Here is an 18,081-nt window from a genome sequence, read left to right on the forward strand (position 1 = left end):
GCACAATTACATCGGTAGGCTATAGAGATTGCTTGAGCCGTGTACAGTGAAAGTTGTAAGCACGGTTCTGAGGGGAGGGAGGGAGATATATCTAAAACTCACTCCTTTACCCGACCACCAACCTTCAGTTTTTTGAGGAACTTTATATGAAGAAGAGATTACATTTAAGCGTCATCACTTGGACTCTATGTATTTTCGGATATGCAAGCATTGCATATGCTGATGTAGATGGTATTCCCCATAACCCTGATTTCGATACAGCCCAATATCCCTATGCTCAAGCTCCAGATGGTTGTAGCAGTTGGGATAGTGCTCATCCTGAATGGATGAGAGATACCTGGGGATCAGTTAATTTCAGTGGAGGTTGTAATACTCACGACAAATGCTATTACACATTGGGTTCCAATTGGCAATCATGCAATGAGCGATTCTACTCTGATTTAAGAGCCGCTTGTGAACGCGATCTGAGAACTTCAATTCAAGTGCCTGCTCCAACATTGACTGATCCTTTTAAGACACGAAGAGTTGATGGGCCACCTGATCCGATCAGACTACCAGTTTGCTATGGAATTGCAAGCACTTACTATACGGGAGTGCAAGCTGGTGTCGTCAAAATCAAATGGCTGGATACTTTCAACAAAGCTCAAGACAAGCAAAGGCGTTATGAACAATGGGTTGCCAGTATAAGAAATCCAAGTACCGCAAGTAACCCTGTTTTTGATGCTGACTTCTACTTAATGTCATATGGAGATCTTCGGAATGCCTTTGGAACTAACCAGGGATCTGCCAGGGATCATTGGCTGAGATATGGTATCAAAGAGGGACGTAGAAGTTCACCCGCGTTTGATGTTCAGTACTACTTAAGTTTGTATCCTGATCTTCAAAATGCCTTTGGCTCTAGTAACTATTCGGCTGCAATAGATCACTGGCTCACCTATGGTATCAAAGAGGGTAGGAGGAGTTCTATTGTTTTTGATGTTAAATACTATCTAAACAAATATCCCGATTTGCAGAACGCCTTCGGCTCTAACAACTATTCAGCAGCAGTAAATCACTGGCTCACATATGGTGTTTCGGAAGGTCGTCAAGGTTCTCCAGACTTTGATCCTAAATTCTATTTATCTAACAATCCTGATGTAGCAAAGGTGTACGGAGCCAATAACTACAAGGGAGCAATCGAACACTACTTGGAATATGGAAAAGGAGAAGGTCGTCAAGGAACTCCATAGTCGTGACGGTCTAACAAGCCCACTGCACCGGAACGAAGTCAAATTGTCTTTAAGCAGCAAAGTCAATCTGCGTCCGGTGAGTGGGAGCGTTAGACCTCAATCCTTGTGGCAGCCGAAAGCTTATCTGTGGGTAGCGGTAATCATGTGGGAGGAAGTTTTCGGTTAAAGTCCGCTTGGAGCTTGGAAGTGTTTATTGAAATGTAATCTTCGATTTATCTATTCAATTTATCCTCATAGAATTGCTTGGTAAGATGCAATGCTGACAAACGAAGCTTTTTTAGATCAGTTAATCAAAAATCACTATAAGGCGGCGCAGGAAATGACTTTTGCTGTGATAGTTCATGTCGTACTTGCGATCGCTGCTTTTCAAATTTTGCCAGGTATTGTACAAGGCTCTTTTGACAAGCTGGCAGGAGTATTGGGAGGTAGTGTTTTTGGTGGATTGGGCTTTATTCCAGGTAAAGAGATCTTGGATCGCAGGGAAAAAGCCAGGAATTTAGAAGCTGCCCGACCGCTATTGAAAGAAATTCAGCAAAACTCCTCGCTAATAGACCCTGTTGAAACGCAACGAATCAAGGAAGTATTTTTGAAATTGATTGAGAAAACGGTATCTGGTTAAAATTATGTCTTTTTCCCAAGATGAACTTCAGTCTCTTATTGAAAAGGTTGAAATCAGCCAAGTAAAAGCTCGTAGACGTACCATCATTGCAGTGCTTGTTCCTACAGTTGCTGCAATCTTGTATTTAGGATTTACAGTTTGGCTAATTTATATTAAACAACATGAATTAAATAAAATCGAAGGAGACTTGAAGAACCGTAAATATGAGCTAAGTCAAGTAGAGCAAGAATTAAGTCAAAAGGAGGAACTGTTAAAGAAAACAGAAGGAAATTTTAAGCAACAAAACGAGCAGATTCGACAGGCTCAACAAAAAATTTCACAAGGAAATACAGTAGCTGCCCAAGAACAGATAGCTAGCATTAACACAAGTTTTGAGGACAACGAGGTAAACGGCTTTCGTGCTATTCTAAAGGGGGATTTAGAAAATGCGCGTCGTTTGTTTGAAGCGGCTTACAACGCATCTCCCACTTATCACAATGTTGATGAAATTTATCATCAAGTTCTAACACAGGGTCTTGTTAGAGCCTACAGCATTGGTTCTCCTAATGAGAAGCAATCGATTCAGCTTAAAATCATGCAAGAAATTGTTGCGAAGTACAGTTGGGGTATACCGGAAGATTTACTTAGTGAGATGAAATCAAGGTTGGCAAGTTAAGTCAACAGCTACTTCAAGGATCTAGTATTTCTATCAGGCTTCTAGAGTCCAGGATTTCAGAGCTTTTGGTTACGGTGCAAACACTTGGATAATTTGTGTGGAAGGTTGAGCGCTGAGAGATTTGGAGATGGAGTGCGATCTCGGTCAAGTCTTTGGGGAGCGATCGAGATTTCGGGCTTGTCATAGACGGTCTAACACTTCAGCGCAGCGGACGGTCGAAAGCTGCTGGTGCTGGGTTCGAGGTTATCTGCCGCCGCTAGCTTTACATCGTTATCCTACTATGTTGTCGATCGTGGCATAAAAAGCTATCTCTGAGATGACTAAGAGAATTTTGGTGATTCCAAGTCATAGTCCGGTGAATGCAATCACAATGGGCGGAATTGTGCGTGACGCTGGGTTAATGATCGCAGCGTTCAGAAAATTACTATGAACCAGATCGCTTTGATTCCTCACTTCTAGAGATTGCGTGTGAATTACCCGATGAGCAATTCTAAACAAAGCTGACGAAAGTGATCCCCGCGTTGCTCAAAGTTTGGATATTGGTCAAAGCTGGCACAGGCAGGCGATAACAGAACGACTTGGGCAGACTGCTGTTGGGCAAGTTCGCGCGATCGCTCCACGGCTCGTTCCATCGTCTCCACAATTTCATAATCTGTATAACCAACTTGCTCCAACCGTTGAGCAAATGCTGCCGCTGCGCTACCAATCAGCAACACTGCTGCCGCTTTTTCTTGAATCACATTCAGCCAAGCCGCATCTTCACCAGTTTTAGCTTCACCGCCCGCAATCAAAATTGCAGGACTTTTCACCGCAGACAATCCGACTTCTGCTGCATCGTAGTTGGTGGCTTTGCTGTCGTTAATAAAGTCGATGCCTTGCCAAGTGCAAATGTGTTCTAAACGATGAGATACACCGGGGAAATTGGCGATCGCGTCCACAATGGCAGCTTTCTCAATGCCTGCCAGATGTGCGGCGGCGACTGCCATCAGGAGGTTTTGCTGGTTGTGAGATCCGGGCATTCGCAACGTGTTGACTTCGACGATCGGGAGATTTTGCACGATCGCCCAGCCGTCCTCAATATAAGCACCTAAGTCAGGATTGCCGACTAGCTCCGATTTGCCTTTAACACTCGTCCAGCAAGCATTCGCAGAAACGGGATCGGATTGTTTGACACCCAGATTCCTCAAGTAAGGATCATCTCCGTTAAAAATCTGCTGTTCAGACTGACGAAGTAGATGAGCTTTGATGTTGAAGTAGTTCTCTAGGGTTTTGTGACGACTGAGATGATCAGGCGTGAAGGTTGTCCAAACGCCAATTTGCGGGGCGACGGTCGGAGCGGCTTCAATCTGATAGCTGCTAAACTCAGCGATCGCCCAATCGGGTTGAGGCTCTAACATCGCAACTTCACAGGCAGCATAGCCAATATTTCCAAAAGCGGGAGCGTGAAATCCGGCAGTTTGAAAGATGGCGGCAATCAGCGCAGTTGTGGTTGTTTTACCGTTCGTACCCGTGATGCCAATCCAGGGGCAAGACTGTAAGTTTTGCCATGCTAATTCCATTTCCCCGATCGTTTTGATTTCCATTTCTCTGGCGTGTACCAATGCAGGAATATCCCACGGCACACCAGGACTAACGACAATTAAATCGGGCGTTGTTAAAACTGGATCAAAATCATCTCCTAGCGTGACGTGAATTCCTTCAGCGTTGAGTTGTTGTTTCTGTTGTTGTAGCGCATCAGAATTGCCGCGATCGCTGACTGTGATTTGCCACCCATTGCGCTTGAGTAATCGAGCCGCCGCATTGCCTGATTTTCCGAGTCCGATTACATAAGCGTGGAGCATAGTCTGATTGCGATCAATAATTTTGCATTCTTTATCGTACTGCTTAACAGTTCCTAACAGTCACTCAATTGTGACATGCTGAACTCCAGCAAATAAAAAATCCCGCTAGAATGAGAAGACCGCTATCCCCAACCTCAAAACAAGAAGCTCGGTGCTTCATCCTTTGTCAAAATCTCACGACTCTGTACCGTCCAATTTATCTTGTCAGATTGAATGAGCGGGCAGGAGATATTTGCATCTTGGCAGGAGAAGAAATAGAAATTATCATCACCCGTGATGGGGAATGGAGTTTTGAAAATGAAGCCTGATTTTAATGCCATGACACGGAAGGAACTCAGAGCTTATATCCTTGAGCATCGAGATGATACGGAAGCCATTAGTGTGATTGTTGAAAAAATTAAAGCAGACCCCAACATCCACTGGTATAAGCCTGAAGACACCGATCGCTTCCCTGAAATCTTTGCAGAGCATCAAAAATGCCGAGAAGACGCTCGAAGAAATCAGGAAAATCAGTAGAGTGCTCGTTAACTTTTGACGATCGCGCCAAAATCTGCCAAAACTCGCGCATGGTTTCGCAACACACCCAGTAAGTTGAGGCGATTTTGTTTAATAGCCGGGTCAGAATCCATCACCAAAACACTGTCTTCACCGTCAAAGAATTTGCTGACCACAGGAGCAACCTGACTGAGCGACTCGACCAGTTTGGTGTAGTCTTGTTGTCCCTGTTGAGAGAGTGTGACTAGCGCATCATAGAACGTCTGCTCTGAGGCTTTTTGGAATCGATCGGGATACACCACTTCGACAGGATTCAGTTGTTTAGTATCTAGAGTTCCTTGCGCGGCAAGACGAGAAGCGCGATTCACCGTTTCGTAGATTGTGGCGAGTCTGCCATTGTTGCGAATCGCTTGCAGGAATTGGGCACGATCGCGCACATCTAATAAATTCCTCAACGATCGTTCTGCATATTCTGGGTCGTTGTCGCCAACCACTGCATTAACTAGATCATAATCAACGCTGTGATCTTCTCTCAACAATGTATGAATACGCTGTAAGAAGAAATCTTTCAACTGTTGCAGCAATTCTGAGGCAGAAACTTTTAATACATGAGCATGATTGCTAGAGAAACCGCTAACAATCTGTTCTAAAAGTTGGTAGAGATCAATCGTTAGATTAGCTGACCAAGTGATATTGACAACAGCATTCGCAGCCCGACGCAACGCAAACGGATCAGATGAGCCAGACGGAATCATGCCCAACCCAAAAATGCTGACGAGAGTATCGAGACGATCGCTCAACCCCACCACTTGACCTGTGAGCGTTTGCGGCAAACTATCTCCGGCACCGCGAGGTAAATAATGCTCAAAAATAGCAGTCGCAACGGCTTCAGGCTCTTTGCTGTCGAGCGCATATTTCTGACCCATTACGCCTTGCAGTTCAGGAAATTCACCGACCATTTGCGTCACGAGATCGGCTTTGCATAGCAGGGCAGCGCGTTGAATATGTGCTTTTGGCTCACCGATGACCTGAAGCTGATCCGTAATTTGATTGGCGATCGTACAAATTCGATCAACTTTTCCACGCACCGATCCTAAATCGGCTTGAAAAGTGACGGTTTCAAGTTTGGGCAAATAGCGTTCAAGCGGGACTTTACGATCGGCATCAAAAAAGAATTTGCCGTCTGACAGCCGCGCTCGAATCACCCGTTCGTTTCCGGCGGCAATAATCGCGGACTTAGCTGGGTCGCCGTTGGAAGCCGTAATAAAGAAGGGCAATAGCTCCGTAGAATCTTGACTTTTGCGAACCGGAAAATAGCGCTGATGATTCTCCATTTCAGTCGTGATCACTTCCGATGGCAGTTCTAAAAACTCTGCATCAAACTTACCAACCACTGCGCTCGGATATTCTACCAAGTTGGTGACTTCGCGCAAGAGAGTGGGCGAAATCATCGCGACTCCTCCGGTTTGAGCGGCGGCGGCTTCAACTTGCTGCTGAATGGTGGCTTGTCGCTGGTCAGAGTCAACTTCAACAAACGCAGTTCTTAGTATTGAAGCATACACATCTGGATTGGGAATCGAAACAGGATCGGGATGCAAAACGCGATGTCCGTGAGAAATACGATCGCTCGTATAGTGAATCGAATTGCTGACGATCGAGATCGGCAACACCTGCTCATCTAACAACACCACTAACCAGCGAATCGGACGAGAAAACTTCAAATCGCCATCGCCCCAGCGCATCAGACGTTTGCCTTCTAAGCCCGTGATCCAGTGAGGAACCAGTTCGGTGAGAATCTCAGAAATTGGACGACCTTTAATCACTTTGCGAACAAAGACAAAATCACCCTTCTCCGTTGGGCGGATTTCTAACGCATCAAGTGAAACGCCTTGCTTTTGGGCAAACCCTTCTGCCGCTTTAGTCGGTTTTCCCGCTTTAAAAGCAGCTTGAGCGGGTGGCCCTTTGACTTCTTCTGTTTGGTCAGCCTGCTGGAGCGGTAAGCCTTTGATCACAATCGCGAGACGGCGAGGCGTGCCGTAATATGCGATCGCGTCTGGGTTTAAATAATGGTCGGCAAGAAGTTTGGGAATGCGCGATCGCCATTGCGCCAGCGCTTCATCGACAAAGCTTGCAGGGAGTTCTTCTGTGCCAACTTCTAATAAAAACGATGCCATGAGTTTGAATATCCAGCAGCAGAACGGAGAATCAGTTCTTCAGTTTATCGTGTTGTGCCCTTGCTATCTAGAGGAATGATTGAGGTAGGGGCAATTCCCCCGTGGTTGCCCTCCGTCAGGGGTAGGCACGGGGGCGCTACCCCTACAACCATTTCATCCCCTCATTTTGCAATGCCGTGATTTCTACTCCTCGCCGTCTTCAACGTGATCGCTTAACAAAATCGGCAGACTGACTCCGATAATTTGCTCAGATTTATCAAGCTTGACGATGCGATCGCCCTTGCCGTCTTTTGTGCCGACTTTGATTGACTCGACTGCCACCCTTGCCAGGTGATTCTCATTCGTCAACAAAAACACTAGCGCTTCTGGCAGCACTGCAACCGTGCCAATCAAAGCATCTGTTTTAGTGGTGAACTGGAAGGCTTGAACTCCAATCTCTCCAGTGTTGGCGCGACGCAGCGACTTAATCGCCATTTGTTTGGCATAGCCTTGCTCTGACACCATTAAAAATGTGTCGTCTGTAGTCGCGATCGCCCAACCAACAATTTTTTCTTTTTTGCTAATTCGCATTCCTGCATTGCCTTGAGAAGTGCGACTCGCGATCGGCACTTGCTCATCGTTGACTTCAAACCGCAGCACCCGACCGCTTGAAGTAGCAATCACCACTTGTTCACCCACTTGAGTCAAACTGATCAACAAAAGCTGATCCTCTTCTCTCAGTTTGAGCGCCGTTAAACCTCGACCCGTGAGATCAGCAAACTCTGAGAGTGGCAAGCGTTTTAGCCGTCCTTGCTCGGTTAGCAATAGCAGATATTGATCATCGAGATCGTCCGGCAGAATGAAACTCCCGGCGATCGAGTCGGGCATTCCTTGGGCGGTAACCGGAAGCAGAGTAACCAGCGGTGTGCCGCGAGATTTGCCTGACACTTGAGGAATATCAGACACCTTGACGGGATAAGCTTTGCCACTGCGAGTCATCACTACTAGCGTTTGTGCAGTCGTTGTGAATTGCGTCTGCACTCCAAACTCGTCAACGTCTTCTAGGTTAATCGTTGGCTCGTTATCAGTGCGATTGCGATTCAGTCGATCGTAGACTTTAGGTGCCATTCGTCGCGCATAACCTCGATGGGTTAATTCGACGACTGTTTCTTGAGCTTCTTCCTCATAGTCTAGTGTGAGAGAAAAGTCAGAGTTCTGAGTTTTGGGTTTTGAGCTTTGAGGTTCGACTACTTTATCGGCCTTGTTTCTAGTGTTCTTAGCTTCCTCTTTGGGTGGCTCTACGCCGATGATGCGGGTGCGGCGATCGTCAGCATATTTCTTTCTCAAGGCTCGCAGATCTTTTTTCAACGCTTTGAGCAGTTCGCGGCGATCGCCCAACACTCTCCGCAATTCCTTCATTTGAGTCGTCAGTTCCTCAAATTCGGTTTGCAGACTTTGACGCTCCATCGCAGTCAGTCGGCGTAACGGCATTGAGAGAATGGCATCAGCTTGGCGATCGCTCAGATCCAACTGCTCTTGTAGCTGCACTTTTGCGGTCGTGCCGTCGGGCGCATTTCGCAAAATGTCGATCACTTCATCCAGGTGAGACAGCGCCGTTAAGCGACCTTCGACAATATGAATCTGAGTTTCTGCCTTTTCTAGCTCGTGATTATAGCGGCGAGTCAGAGTGGTTTCACGAAAGCTGAGAAACTCTTGTAATAACTCTCGCAGGGTCATCTGCTTGGGTTGGTTGCCCGTCAACGCCAGCAAAATTGCGCCAAAGTTGTTTTGCAGAGCCGTTTGCCGATAGAGCGCACTGAGAATTTTTTGCGGATTGGCATCTCGACGCAACTCAACCACCACTCGGATGCCGTCGCGATCGCTCTCGTCTCGCAGGTCGCCGATGCCTTCAATCTTGCCCTGGTTCACCAGTTCGGCAATTTTTTCGATCATCGCCGCTTTGTTCACCTGAAACGGTAGCTCAGTGATGATGATCGCCGTCCGTCGATGTTTGCCTCGACCGACGGTGAGTTCTTCAATATTGGCAACTCCGCGCACGGGAATGCTGCCCCGACCCGTGGTGTATGCTTCGCGAATGCCTTCGATTCCTAGAATCTCGCCTCCAGTCGGAAAATCTGGGCCCGGAATCAACTCAAACAACCGAGCATCTGACAAATCGGGATTGTCGATCAAAGCCACCAACCCATCCACCACTTCGCCTAAATTGTGCGGCGGAATGTTTGTTGCCATGCCGACTGCAATGCCCGAACTGCCATTCAGCAACAAAATCGGCAACTGAGCCGGAAGCACGGTGGGTTCCTGCTGCGAGTTGTCGAAGTTGCCGACAAACTCGACTGTTGACTCTCCGATTTCAGTTAGTAAAGACTCGTTTCCGATCGCCGCCAGTCGCGTCTCGGTATATCGCATTGCCGCAGGTGGGTCGTTATCGACAGAGCCAAAGTTTCCGTGACCACCCAGCAACGGATATCGGCTCGAAAAGTCTTGCACCAACCGAACCAGCGCATCATAAACCGACTGGTCGCCGTGGGGGTGATATTTGCCCAACACGTCACCCACCACGCGGGCACATTTACGATAGGGGCGATCGGGGGTCAACCCCAACTCGTGCATTGCGTATAAAATCCTACGGTGGACAGGTTTAAGCCCATCTCGCACGTCAGGCAGTGCCCGCCCAACAATCACGCTCATGGCGTATTCTAAATACGACTGTTGCATCTCCGTATGCAGGGCAGTCGCAATCACCTGTCCTGCTGGAAGAATGTTTAACTGATTCGCCATGAGCCTTGTCCCTTCGTTCCGAACTTTACAAAAATTTGTTTTAATTTCAGTGTAGTCACTCTTATCACAGTTGCGCTCCCAGCAGCGTTATTAGCCCTTGTGTTTGACCACAGCCCCGTGACCCCGTGAGACTCGCCCAGAGAGGATAGCGCTTATGAAGACCGCTTTAATTGTGGAGGATGATTTGATCAATGCTCGTGTTTTCTCCAAGATTCTGACCAGTCGGGGCGGGTTAGCCGTCAAACATACCGAAGATGTGGCAGAAGTGATTCAAATTGCCCAGGCAGGAGAAGCGGATATCATCTTGATGGATGTGTCGCTGTCTAGAAGTGTTTACCAGGGTAAGCCGATGAATGGCATTCAACTCACTCAGCTTTTGAAGGCAGACCCCCAAACGGCGACGGTGCCGATCGTGCTAGTGACGGCTCACGCCATGGAGGGCGATCGAGAAAGCTTTCTCCAGCAGAGTGGTGCCGATGGTTACATCTCAAAACCTGTCATTGATCATCAATCTTTTGTCGATCAAGTGCTGGCACTCTTGCCTAATTCGTGACCGATCGCTTAGGACTCGCAAACCTCCGAGGTTTTGGTCAACCCTCCGATGCAAATACAGTAGTACTACTTTAAGTTAATTTTAGCAAGTTATGAAGGTAATTTTTTTGGCTGATCACCCTACAGAGAGGACTTTTTAGTGACTACTATTCTAATCGTGGAGGATGATCCGACGAATGTTCGCGTGTTTTCAAAGGTTTTAATCAAGCGAGGCGGATTGGCAGTCAGGCATACCGAAGACGTAACAGAAGTGCTGCAAATTGCCCAATCGGGAGAGGTGGCGCTGATTTTGATGGATGTCTCGCTAACGCGCAGTGTCTATGAAGGCAAAATGATGGATGGCATCAAGATCACCCGTCTTTTGAAGGCAAACCCGCTCACGATGAACGTGCCTGTGATTTTGTTGACTGCCTATGCAATGGAGGGCGATCGAGAAAAGTTTCTCAGCCAAAGCGGTGCAGATGACTATATCTCAAAGCCCGTGATTGATCACCAAGTTTTTGTGGATCAAATCAAAGCGCTATTGCCTTCTGAGAAAAACCCGTGATCTTAACGTGAATTCGACGACTTCGTTACCAGTCCATCGTGCCCCCTAAATCCCCCAAATTGGGGGACTTTGAATCGGAAATTTTGGCTTGAAGTCCTCCAGAATGGGGGATTTAGGGGGCAGAAGCCGCTGACAACGAAGCGAAAAAACTCGTTGAACTGACGTTAATTTTACGAGAGGATGAGGGCAATTCGAGAAATGGCAACAATGGAAGTTGTCTAGAGCGTCACGATCGCTGGTACAAAATCAACCGATTGCCATCGGGGTCATAAGCATAAATTTCTCTGCCGTGAGATGAGATGAGAATCTCTCCCGGTGGAGGATAGCCGAGTTGAGTCAGATGCTCGATCGCCGCTTCTAAATCTTTAACCTCTAGACATAAACTGATCGCAGGAAACGCGATCGAAAGAATCGGTTCATTTGGTTTGGGTTTATAAATTCCCAGTCGCAAGCCAGGAAGCTGGAACTCAGCGTAAACATTCGGAATAAGCGAAGTAGGTTGATCGAAAAGGTGACTATAAAACTCGATCGCTCGATCAAATTCACCTGCCGCCAAAGTTACCCACGCCGATCGACACGATAATCCCATACTCAAAATCTGAAGATCCGCTTATAGGCACAAGCAAAATTTGACGCAGACGCTAAATTAAAAGATGTCAAAGATCTGACTCATCCTTATAATCGAGGGTTTTTGCAATGACGGCTACACTCTCTGCACCTCAATCGATCGAATCCTGGTTAGGTGACGAAGCAGAAGACCTGCTGACCCACCAGGCAAAAGTTTCTAAAGATCTATTGCATTTACCCGGTTCAGATTTTATCGATCGAACTTTTGCTTATAGCGATCGCTCTCCGCAAGTGCTTCGCAGTCTTCAACAACTCTACTCGTTTGGACGTTTAGCAAACACAGGATATCTGTCAATCTTGCCCGTCGATCAGGGAATTGAGCATTCTGCGGGCGCATCGTTTGCTCCGAATCCGATTTATTTTGACAGTGAGAATATTTTGAAGCTGGCGATCGAGGCAGGCTGTAGTGCAGTCGCCACAACCTTGGGCGTTTTGGGCAGCGTCTCTCGTAAATATGCTCACAAGATTCCTTTGATCACTAAGCTTAATCACAACGAATTGCTGACCTACCCTAACCAGTTTGATCAGTTTATGTTTGCCTCCGTCGAGCAGGCTTGGAACTTGGGATCGGTGGCAGTCGGGGCGACGATTTATTTCGGTTCGCCTGAGTCGAGTCGGCAAATTCAAGAAGTCAGCCGCGCGTTTGCTCGTGCCCATGAATTAGGAATGGCAACGATTCTTTGGTGCTATCTCCGCAATCCCGCATTTAAGCAAGATAAAGACTATCACTTAGCGGCAGATTTGACGGGTCAGGCAAATCATTTGGGCGTGACGATCGAAGCTGACATCATCAAACAAAAACTGCCCGAAGTTAACAACGGGTATGGCGCAGTTGCCCAAGCGACGGGTAAAAGTTACGGCAAAACCGACAAGCGCGTCTATTCTGATCTGACGACTGATCACCCGATCGATTTGACTCGCTATCAGCTTCTCAATTGTTACTCAGGTCGCATCGGGTTGATTAACTCAGGTGGCGCATCAGGAAAAGCCGACTTTGCCGAAGCGATTCGCACCGCCGTGATCAACAAACGAGCGGGCGGAAGCGGCTTGATCTCTGGGCGCAAAACATTCCAGCGTCCTTTTGAGGAAGGCGTGAAGCTATTTCATCAAATTCAGGATGTTTATCTATCGCCCGATGTCACGATCGCGTGACACAACAACTCTTAAGGTTTGAGTTTTGGGTTAGAATCCACTATTACGATTTAAGACTGAGATACAGACGTTACGGCAAATTGTCTCGACGTGATTTCTGGTGTCTCAACGCACTCAAAACTCATAACTCAAAATCCTATGAAGCTGGCAGCACGGGTTAAGCAAGTGACTCCTTCTTTGACGTTGGCGATCGATGCAAAAGCAAAAGCAATGAAGCGAGACGGAATCGATGTCTGTAGCTTTAGTGCCGGAGAGCCAGACTTTGACACGCCAGATCACATCAAGTTAGCGGCAGTAAATGCCCTCAAGTCAGGCAAAACTCGCTACGGCCCGGCAGTGGGAGAGCCGATTCTGAGAGCGGCGATCGCCCACAAACTGCAAACCGATAATCAACTCGGCTACAGCGCTGAAAACATCATCGTCACCAATGGTGGCAAGCACTCGCTCTATAACCTGATGATGGCGCTGATCGAAGCAGGCGATGAAGTGATTATTCCGGCTCCCTTTTGGGTGAGCTATCCCGAAATGGTGAAGCTTGCAGAAGGAACTCCGGTGATCGTCCAGACCACGGCAGAAAGCGGCTATAAAATTACGCCCGACCAATTACGACAAGCGATCACACCCAAAACTCGTCTATTTATCCTCAATTCGCCCTCAAACCCGACGGGGATGGTTTACACCCCAGAAGAAGTTCGAGCGATCGCTGAAGTGGTGGTCGAAAAAAATATTCTCGTTGTCTCCGATGAGATCTACGAAAAGCTGCTCTATGACGGTGCCCAACATTTGAGCATTGGCGCAGTCAGTTCTGAAGTGTTCGATCGCACCATTATCAGTAGCGGATTTGCAAAAGCCTACTCAATGACAGGATGGCGAGTGGGCTATTTAGCGGCTCCGTTAGAAATCCTCAAAGCTGTCAGCATGATTCAAGGACACAGCACCTCTAACGTGTGTACGTTTGCTCAATATGGGGCGATCGCCGCTCTCGAAGGCCCACAAGATTGTGTTGAGCAGATGCGCCTCGCCTTTGCCGAACGTCGCCAAGTCATTTTTGATCTGGTGAATACGATTCCTGGTTTAACGTGTTTAAAGCCTGATGGTGCTTTCTATATTTTCATCAACATCAGCAAATTAGGGATGTCGTCGCTTGAATTCTGCGATGGACTGTTAAGCGAACAGCAAGTCGCGGCGATTCCTGGCGTTGCGTTTGGGGCAGATGATCACATTCGGCTGTCTTATGCGACGGATATGACGACGATCGATCGAGGTATCGATCGTTTGTCCACCTATGTGAAGTCAAGATTTTAGGGAGCCGCACGAAAACAAAATTTCAAGCTTCGAGTGAGATCTGTCAGTCTTTGAAATCGAAGCTGGCATTTAATCAAGCAGTAACAAGAGTTTTGAATGAAGTTATCCTTGAAAAAAGTCTTGCCCTCATAGCTATTCAAAATGTCGAAGCAGAAATATGACTGGAAACGGTTCTGGTGCCCTCGGTCAGGTAGTATTAACCTGGCTGATGGTGGCTATTTGTACGATCCAGACGCAGAATGGGGCAAGGCATATAATCCGGATCTAGTGACATCAGAGGCGATTGCTGATGTTCCATGCCTGGTTTTATTAGGGGAGCCAGGTATCGGAAAGTCTCAGGAATTAGAAAGCCTAAAAATCTTTACAGAAAATAAGGTTTGCGATACTAGCCAAGTCTTAGAACTTAATCTCCGATCCTGTACGAATCTAAAAAATGATCTATTCAAGGATGAAACTTTTATTGATTGGTTAGGGAATACTTATCACCTCTATTTATTTCTGGATAGCCTGGATGAGGGACTTTTGAGTATCCCAACTCTATCGACAGGTTTAATTGATGAGCTTAAGAAACAGAAGTATCGGAATCATATTAATCGTCTTCACCTTCGCCTAACGTGTCGGACATTTGTATTTCCGGAAATCCTAGAAGAAGGATTGAAAAAGCTTTGGCAAGAAAATCAGGTTGAAATTTATGAACTAGCTCCGCTTCGTCGTGTAGACGTTATTGAAGCTGCGAAAGCTGAGAGATTTTCAACTGATGATTTTCTAAAGGAAGTTGGACAAAAGGATGTTGTACCCCTAGCAATAAAACCAATCACTCTGGAATTTCTACTGAATACTTACCGTCGTCACGATGGTCAATTCCCTTCTAATCAGAAACTTCATGAACTCTATCTTGAGGGATGCAAACTTCTCTGCGAGGAAGTTAGCCTGAGTCGTCGAAGTTCAAGCCAAATAGGCAACCTCGATAGTGACCAACGTCTAATTGTTGCGGCTCGAATTGCGGCTATCACAATCTTTGCCAATCGATTTGCTGTATGGACTGAAGTTGATCAAGGAGATGTGCCCACTGAAGATGTACTTCTTCAAGCGTTGCATCATGGTTATGAAAATGCTAGTGGAAAGGAATTTGGGATTACCAGAGAAACAATTCAGGAAGTTTTAGATACTGGTTTATTTTCGTCCCGTGGACGGCATCGAATGGGATGGGCACACCAAACCTACGCTGAGTTTTTGGCTGCCTGGTATCTTGCACAGCACAAAATATCTCTAAAGCAAGTAATAAAATTAATCTTTTCATCTGAAGATTTAGATCATAAGCTAATCCCTCAACTTCATGAAACTGCCGCATGGCTGTCCAACACGAGACTGGATGTTTTTCAGGAAATCATCAAAACTGATCCAGATGTTCTTTTGCAAAGTGATGTGCCGACTGATGCAAATGTCAGATCATCAATTGTGGATAACTTATTGACACAGTACGAAGAGGAAAAATTATTTGATCGAGATAGAAATAACTATCGTAACTATGAGAAGCTCAAGCATCCCGGATTGGCTGATCAATTGCGTCCTTATGTCTGTGATTCCGGTAGGCAGATTGATGCGCGAGATCTAGCGATCGACATCGCTGAAGTCTGCGAAATCTCTGAGCTTCAGGAAGAATTAGCAAATCTTGCTCTTGATTCATCACAATCGATTCATTTAAGAGTTCGTGCAGCAAAAGCTATTTGCTCTGTTGGCGATGTAGATACAAGGTTAAAGCTAAAGCCTCTAGCTGTCGGGCAACTTTTAGAAGATGAAGACGATCGACTTAAGGGATATGCTCTTCAGGCACTTTGGTCAGATCATCTGACAGCAGAAGAATTGTTTCAAGCTCTGACTCCGCCTAAGAAGGGAAATTTTTTAGGAGGATATCAGATGTTTCTTTACTATGAACTGGTTCCACATCTCCAACCATACGATTTAGTAGCTGCCCTCAAATGGCTTGCTTTGCAAGGTGTTAGATGCTTCGGGCACCCATTTGGAAGACTTGGAGATGCCATTCTTCTAAAAGCATGGGAAAGCTTTGACTTGCCTGGAGTAGCAGAGAGCTTTACTAAAGTAGCTCTAGTGCAGTGGAGGGAGTATCAGAGCATCATCGCTGCTGATGACAAGCTACAGCGAGAATTTGAATCATCGCTTTTGAACGACAGCAAAAAACGACGCACCCTAATTGAGCAAGCAGTTTTAACTAGTTTAGAAACAAAAGAAGGTCTACCTTTTCTATTAAGTTCCTTGACTGAAAATGTTTTAGTTTCAGAAGACGTTTTTTGGATGCTTGAAAAACTTCAGAATTCCAATTGTGAAAAGGATCAGAAAATTTGGACTCAACTGGTAGAGTGGAGCTTTAATCGTCAAGATGCAAAGCAGATAGATGCAATCCTCATAGCCACTCAAAGCAACAAAGTTTTGCAAGAAGCCTTTGTCTCTTATTTTGAGCCAATCGAACTCGATTCAACTCAAGCTGGGGAACTGAGAACTGATCACTTCAGAAAGCAAGAAATGCAAGATCGCAGACAAAACCCTCCCTCGCTAGAGCCATCCCCTAAAGAAAGAGTGCTACTACTTTTAGAAAAGTTAGAGTCTGGAGATTTATCTGCTTGGTGGCATCTTAATATGGAAATGACTCTGAAGCTTGACAGTAAACACTATAGTAATGAGTTTGAATTAGATCTAACTAACCTTCCTGGATGGCAAGATGCAAGCAAACCTACTCGAATAAGAATTCTTGAGTGTGCAAATAAGTACGTTCAACAAAAAGATGATATAGATTATAAATGGATAGGAACAAACACTTTCGATCGACCAGCCTTAGCAGGTTGCAGAGCTTTACAGTTAATTTTGAAAGAGACTCCAGACTCTATAAAGTATTTCTCGTCTGAGATATGGAAAAAGTGGGCACCTATTATTATTGCTACCCCTAGTAGTAGCCAATATGAAGCCTCTTATTTAGAGCTAGTCAAGATTGCCTATCTGAATGCTGCTGAAGAATCCATCAAGACCCTAATAGTTCTCATTGACAAAGAGAATCGGGAGCATGACTATCTATTTGTGATCGATCGCTTTGAGCAGTGCTGGGATGAACGATTAAAGTCAGCTTTATTAGCAAAGGCTAAAGATCCTGTACTTAAACCTAAATGTATTGGACAGCTACTCGAAAAGCTGCTTAAGCAAGGATTGACTGAAGCTAGAAACTTCACGAAGTCCCTAATTTCTTTTCCACTACCATTAGCTGAGGATGAACGTGAAAAGACCCTGATTGCCGCTAAAGTGCTTATTGAAAATCCAGATCCATCTAGCTGGTCATTCATTTGGGCATTAATTCAGAAAGATTCATCGTTTGGTCGTGAAGTTCTCGAACTGGCTGCCTACCATCACTCATATGGGATTCAGCTAAATCTGACTGAAACACAACTGGCTGACTTGTACGCTTGGCTAGTTCATCAATATCCTTACGATGAAGATTCAGACTACAGTAATGATGGCGGTGTCCATGATGTGACGGCTAGAGATGGTATGGCGAGGCTGAGAGACAGCGTTTTGTCACAACTAAAAGAACGAGGGACACTTCAGGCATGTGCTGAGATTCAACGCCTTATACAGGAATTACCGGACATCGCTTGGCTCAGAAAAACGTTACTTGATGCTCAAACGAGTATGCGGCGTAAAACTTGGCAACCTCCAACACCAGAAGAAATTCTTCAGCTTGTGGCTAGTCAAAAGCCTTCTAACTCGGAGTTGTACAATCAGCTTGACAAAATAGATCTGAGGACACAAAAAATGGCAGATGAACCTAAAGTTGATCAAAGCATTCATATTACAGGTTCCAAGGTAAATGGAGCCGTCACTACAGGTAGCAACAATATCGAAAATAAAATATATCCTTCTAATGCTGAGAAAGGATTCGACTGGAAATTTTGGCTTTCGATAACCACAACTGTCACAGTCGCACTAATCTCTATAGTCGCTAGTGGAGTATTTAATGACGAAATCAAGAAATTTTTGTTTAACCGAGATACATCCCCTCGTGTTGAGCAGAAGCTAGAGAGATAAACCAGCTAAAGAGTT

General features: G+C 45.9%; 14 protein-coding genes. 10 read left to right on the top strand and 4 right to left on the bottom strand.

All coding sequences use genetic code 11. The features are described from left to right. The first annotated feature begins 146 nt into the window (after positions 1 to 146). The 3 genes from BRW63_RS17235 (at position 147) to BRW63_RS17245 (ending at position 2,503) form a co-directional block, all read left to right on the top strand. The gene (locus BRW63_RS17235) at positions 147 to 1,229 is read left to right on the top strand and encodes a hypothetical protein (RefSeq protein ID WP_106254069.1); all 1,083 of its coding nucleotides are present in this window, start codon (positions 147 to 149) and stop codon (positions 1,227 to 1,229) included. Between the two features lie 256 nt (positions 1,230 to 1,485). After that, positions 1,486 to 1,848, top strand: coding sequence for a hypothetical protein (locus BRW63_RS17240; RefSeq protein WP_073073302.1), 363 nt, complete (start codon positions 1,486 to 1,488; stop codon positions 1,846 to 1,848). A 4-nt stretch (positions 1,849 to 1,852) separates the two neighbouring features. Beyond that, positions 1,853 to 2,503 carry a hypothetical protein gene (locus tag BRW63_RS17245; protein WP_073073304.1) on the top strand — a complete coding sequence of 217 codons (651 nt, stop codon included), beginning with the start codon at positions 1,853 to 1,855 and terminating at the stop codon, positions 2,501 to 2,503. A gap of 473 nt (positions 2,504 to 2,976) precedes the next feature. Here the strand turns inward: BRW63_RS17245 and murD are convergent, their stop codons facing one another. Beyond that, complete coding sequence (murD, locus tag BRW63_RS17250; RefSeq protein ID WP_073073306.1) at positions 2,977 to 4,344, bottom strand: UDP-N-acetylmuramoyl-L-alanine--D-glutamate ligase; 1,368 nt, start codon at positions 4,342 to 4,344, stop codon at positions 2,977 to 2,979. Between the two features lie 110 nt (positions 4,345 to 4,454). Between murD and BRW63_RS29995 the strand changes: the two genes are divergently transcribed. Both BRW63_RS29995 and BRW63_RS17260 read left to right on the top strand, forming a co-directional pair. Next, positions 4,455 to 4,652 carry a DUF6888 family protein gene (locus BRW63_RS29995; protein WP_073073308.1) on the top strand — a complete coding sequence of 66 codons (198 nt, stop codon included), beginning with the start codon at positions 4,455 to 4,457 and terminating at the stop codon, positions 4,650 to 4,652. Further along, positions 4,642 to 4,860, top strand: coding sequence for a DUF6887 family protein (locus tag BRW63_RS17260; protein WP_073073310.1), 219 nt, complete (start codon positions 4,642 to 4,644; stop codon positions 4,858 to 4,860). The genes BRW63_RS29995 and BRW63_RS17260 overlap by 11 nt, the downstream gene beginning before the upstream one ends. An 8-nt stretch (positions 4,861 to 4,868) precedes the next feature. On the opposite strand, the gene glyS is transcribed toward BRW63_RS17260, so the two are convergent. After that, positions 4,869 to 7,013, bottom strand: a complete 2,145-nt coding sequence (gene glyS, locus BRW63_RS17265; RefSeq protein ID WP_073073312.1) for a glycine--tRNA ligase subunit beta — start codon at positions 7,011 to 7,013, stop codon at positions 4,869 to 4,871. A gap of 183 nt (positions 7,014 to 7,196) precedes the next feature. Then, positions 7,197 to 9,791: a DNA gyrase/topoisomerase IV subunit A gene (locus BRW63_RS17270; protein ID WP_073073315.1), complete on the bottom strand. Its 2,595-nt coding sequence runs from the start codon at positions 9,789 to 9,791 to the stop codon at positions 7,197 to 7,199. A 154-nt stretch (positions 9,792 to 9,945) separates the two neighbouring features. On the opposite strand from BRW63_RS17270, the gene BRW63_RS17275 reads away from it, so the two are divergent. Beyond that, positions 9,946 to 10,344 carry a response regulator gene (locus tag BRW63_RS17275; protein WP_073073317.1) on the top strand — a complete coding sequence of 133 codons (399 nt, stop codon included), beginning with the start codon at positions 9,946 to 9,948 and terminating at the stop codon, positions 10,342 to 10,344. Between the two features lie 138 nt (positions 10,345 to 10,482). Then, positions 10,483 to 10,890 carry a response regulator gene (locus tag BRW63_RS17280; protein WP_073073319.1) on the top strand — a complete coding sequence of 136 codons (408 nt, stop codon included), beginning with the start codon at positions 10,483 to 10,485 and terminating at the stop codon, positions 10,888 to 10,890. A gap of 226 nt (positions 10,891 to 11,116) precedes the next feature. On the opposite strand, the gene BRW63_RS17285 is transcribed toward BRW63_RS17280, so the two are convergent. After that, on the bottom strand, positions 11,117 to 11,479 hold the full coding sequence (locus tag BRW63_RS17285; protein WP_073073331.1) for a VOC family protein: 363 nt from the start codon (positions 11,477 to 11,479) through the stop codon (positions 11,117 to 11,119). 107 nt (positions 11,480 to 11,586) lie between these two features. On the opposite strand from BRW63_RS17285, the gene BRW63_RS17290 reads away from it, so the two are divergent. The 3 genes from BRW63_RS17290 (at position 11,587) to BRW63_RS17300 (ending at position 18,066) form a co-directional block, all read left to right on the top strand. After that, positions 11,587 to 12,669 (top strand): class I fructose-bisphosphate aldolase, encoded by a 1,083-nt coding sequence (locus tag BRW63_RS17290; protein ID WP_073073332.1) that lies wholly within the window; start codon positions 11,587 to 11,589, stop codon positions 12,667 to 12,669. A gap of 138 nt (positions 12,670 to 12,807) precedes the next feature. Further along, positions 12,808 to 13,974, top strand: a complete 1,167-nt coding sequence (locus BRW63_RS17295; protein ID WP_073073333.1) for a pyridoxal phosphate-dependent aminotransferase — start codon at positions 12,808 to 12,810, stop codon at positions 13,972 to 13,974. 141 nt (positions 13,975 to 14,115) lie between these two features. Beyond that, positions 14,116 to 18,066 carry an NACHT domain-containing protein gene (locus tag BRW63_RS17300; RefSeq protein WP_073073335.1) on the top strand — a complete coding sequence of 1,317 codons (3,951 nt, stop codon included), beginning with the start codon at positions 14,116 to 14,118 and terminating at the stop codon, positions 18,064 to 18,066. The last annotated feature ends 15 nt before the right edge of the window (positions 18,067 to 18,081 follow it).

It is taken from the genome of Phormidesmis priestleyi ULC007 (genome assembly GCF_001895925.1).
GTDB classification, from domain to species: domain Bacteria; phylum Cyanobacteriota; class Cyanobacteriia; order Leptolyngbyales; family Leptolyngbyaceae; genus Phormidesmis_A; species Phormidesmis_A priestleyi_A.

What these genes read in the sequence shown, in the direction of transcription:
- BRW63_RS17300 (WP_073073335.1), top strand. Translation starts at nt 14,116, where the DNA reads ATGTCGAAGCAGAAATATGACTGGAAACGGTTCTGGTGCCCTCGGTCA.
- BRW63_RS17235 (WP_106254069.1), top strand. Translation starts at nt 147, where the DNA reads ATGAAGAAGAGATTACATTTAAGCGTCATCACTTGGACTCTATGTATT.
- BRW63_RS17285 (WP_073073331.1), bottom strand. Translation starts at nt 11,479, where the DNA reads ATGGGATTATCGTGTCGATCGGCGTGGGTAACTTTGGCGGCAGGTGAA.
- BRW63_RS17290 (WP_073073332.1), top strand. Translation starts at nt 11,587, where the DNA reads ATGACGGCTACACTCTCTGCACCTCAATCGATCGAATCCTGGTTAGGT.
- murD (WP_073073306.1), bottom strand. Translation starts at nt 4,344, where the DNA reads ATGCTCCACGCTTATGTAATCGGACTCGGAAAATCAGGCAATGCGGCG.
- glyS (WP_073073312.1), bottom strand. Translation starts at nt 7,013, where the DNA reads ATGGCATCGTTTTTATTAGAAGTTGGCACAGAAGAACTCCCTGCAAGC.
- BRW63_RS29995 (WP_073073308.1), top strand. Translation starts at nt 4,455, where the DNA reads ATGAGAAGACCGCTATCCCCAACCTCAAAACAAGAAGCTCGGTGCTTC.
- BRW63_RS17270 (WP_073073315.1), bottom strand. Translation starts at nt 9,791, where the DNA reads ATGGCGAATCAGTTAAACATTCTTCCAGCAGGACAGGTGATTGCGACT.
- BRW63_RS17260 (WP_073073310.1), top strand. Translation starts at nt 4,642, where the DNA reads ATGAAGCCTGATTTTAATGCCATGACACGGAAGGAACTCAGAGCTTAT.
- BRW63_RS17245 (WP_073073304.1), top strand. Translation starts at nt 1,853, where the DNA reads ATGTCTTTTTCCCAAGATGAACTTCAGTCTCTTATTGAAAAGGTTGAA.
- BRW63_RS17275 (WP_073073317.1), top strand. Translation starts at nt 9,946, where the DNA reads ATGAAGACCGCTTTAATTGTGGAGGATGATTTGATCAATGCTCGTGTT.
- BRW63_RS17295 (WP_073073333.1), top strand. Translation starts at nt 12,808, where the DNA reads ATGAAGCTGGCAGCACGGGTTAAGCAAGTGACTCCTTCTTTGACGTTG.
- BRW63_RS17240 (WP_073073302.1), top strand. Translation starts at nt 1,486, where the DNA reads ATGCTGACAAACGAAGCTTTTTTAGATCAGTTAATCAAAAATCACTAT.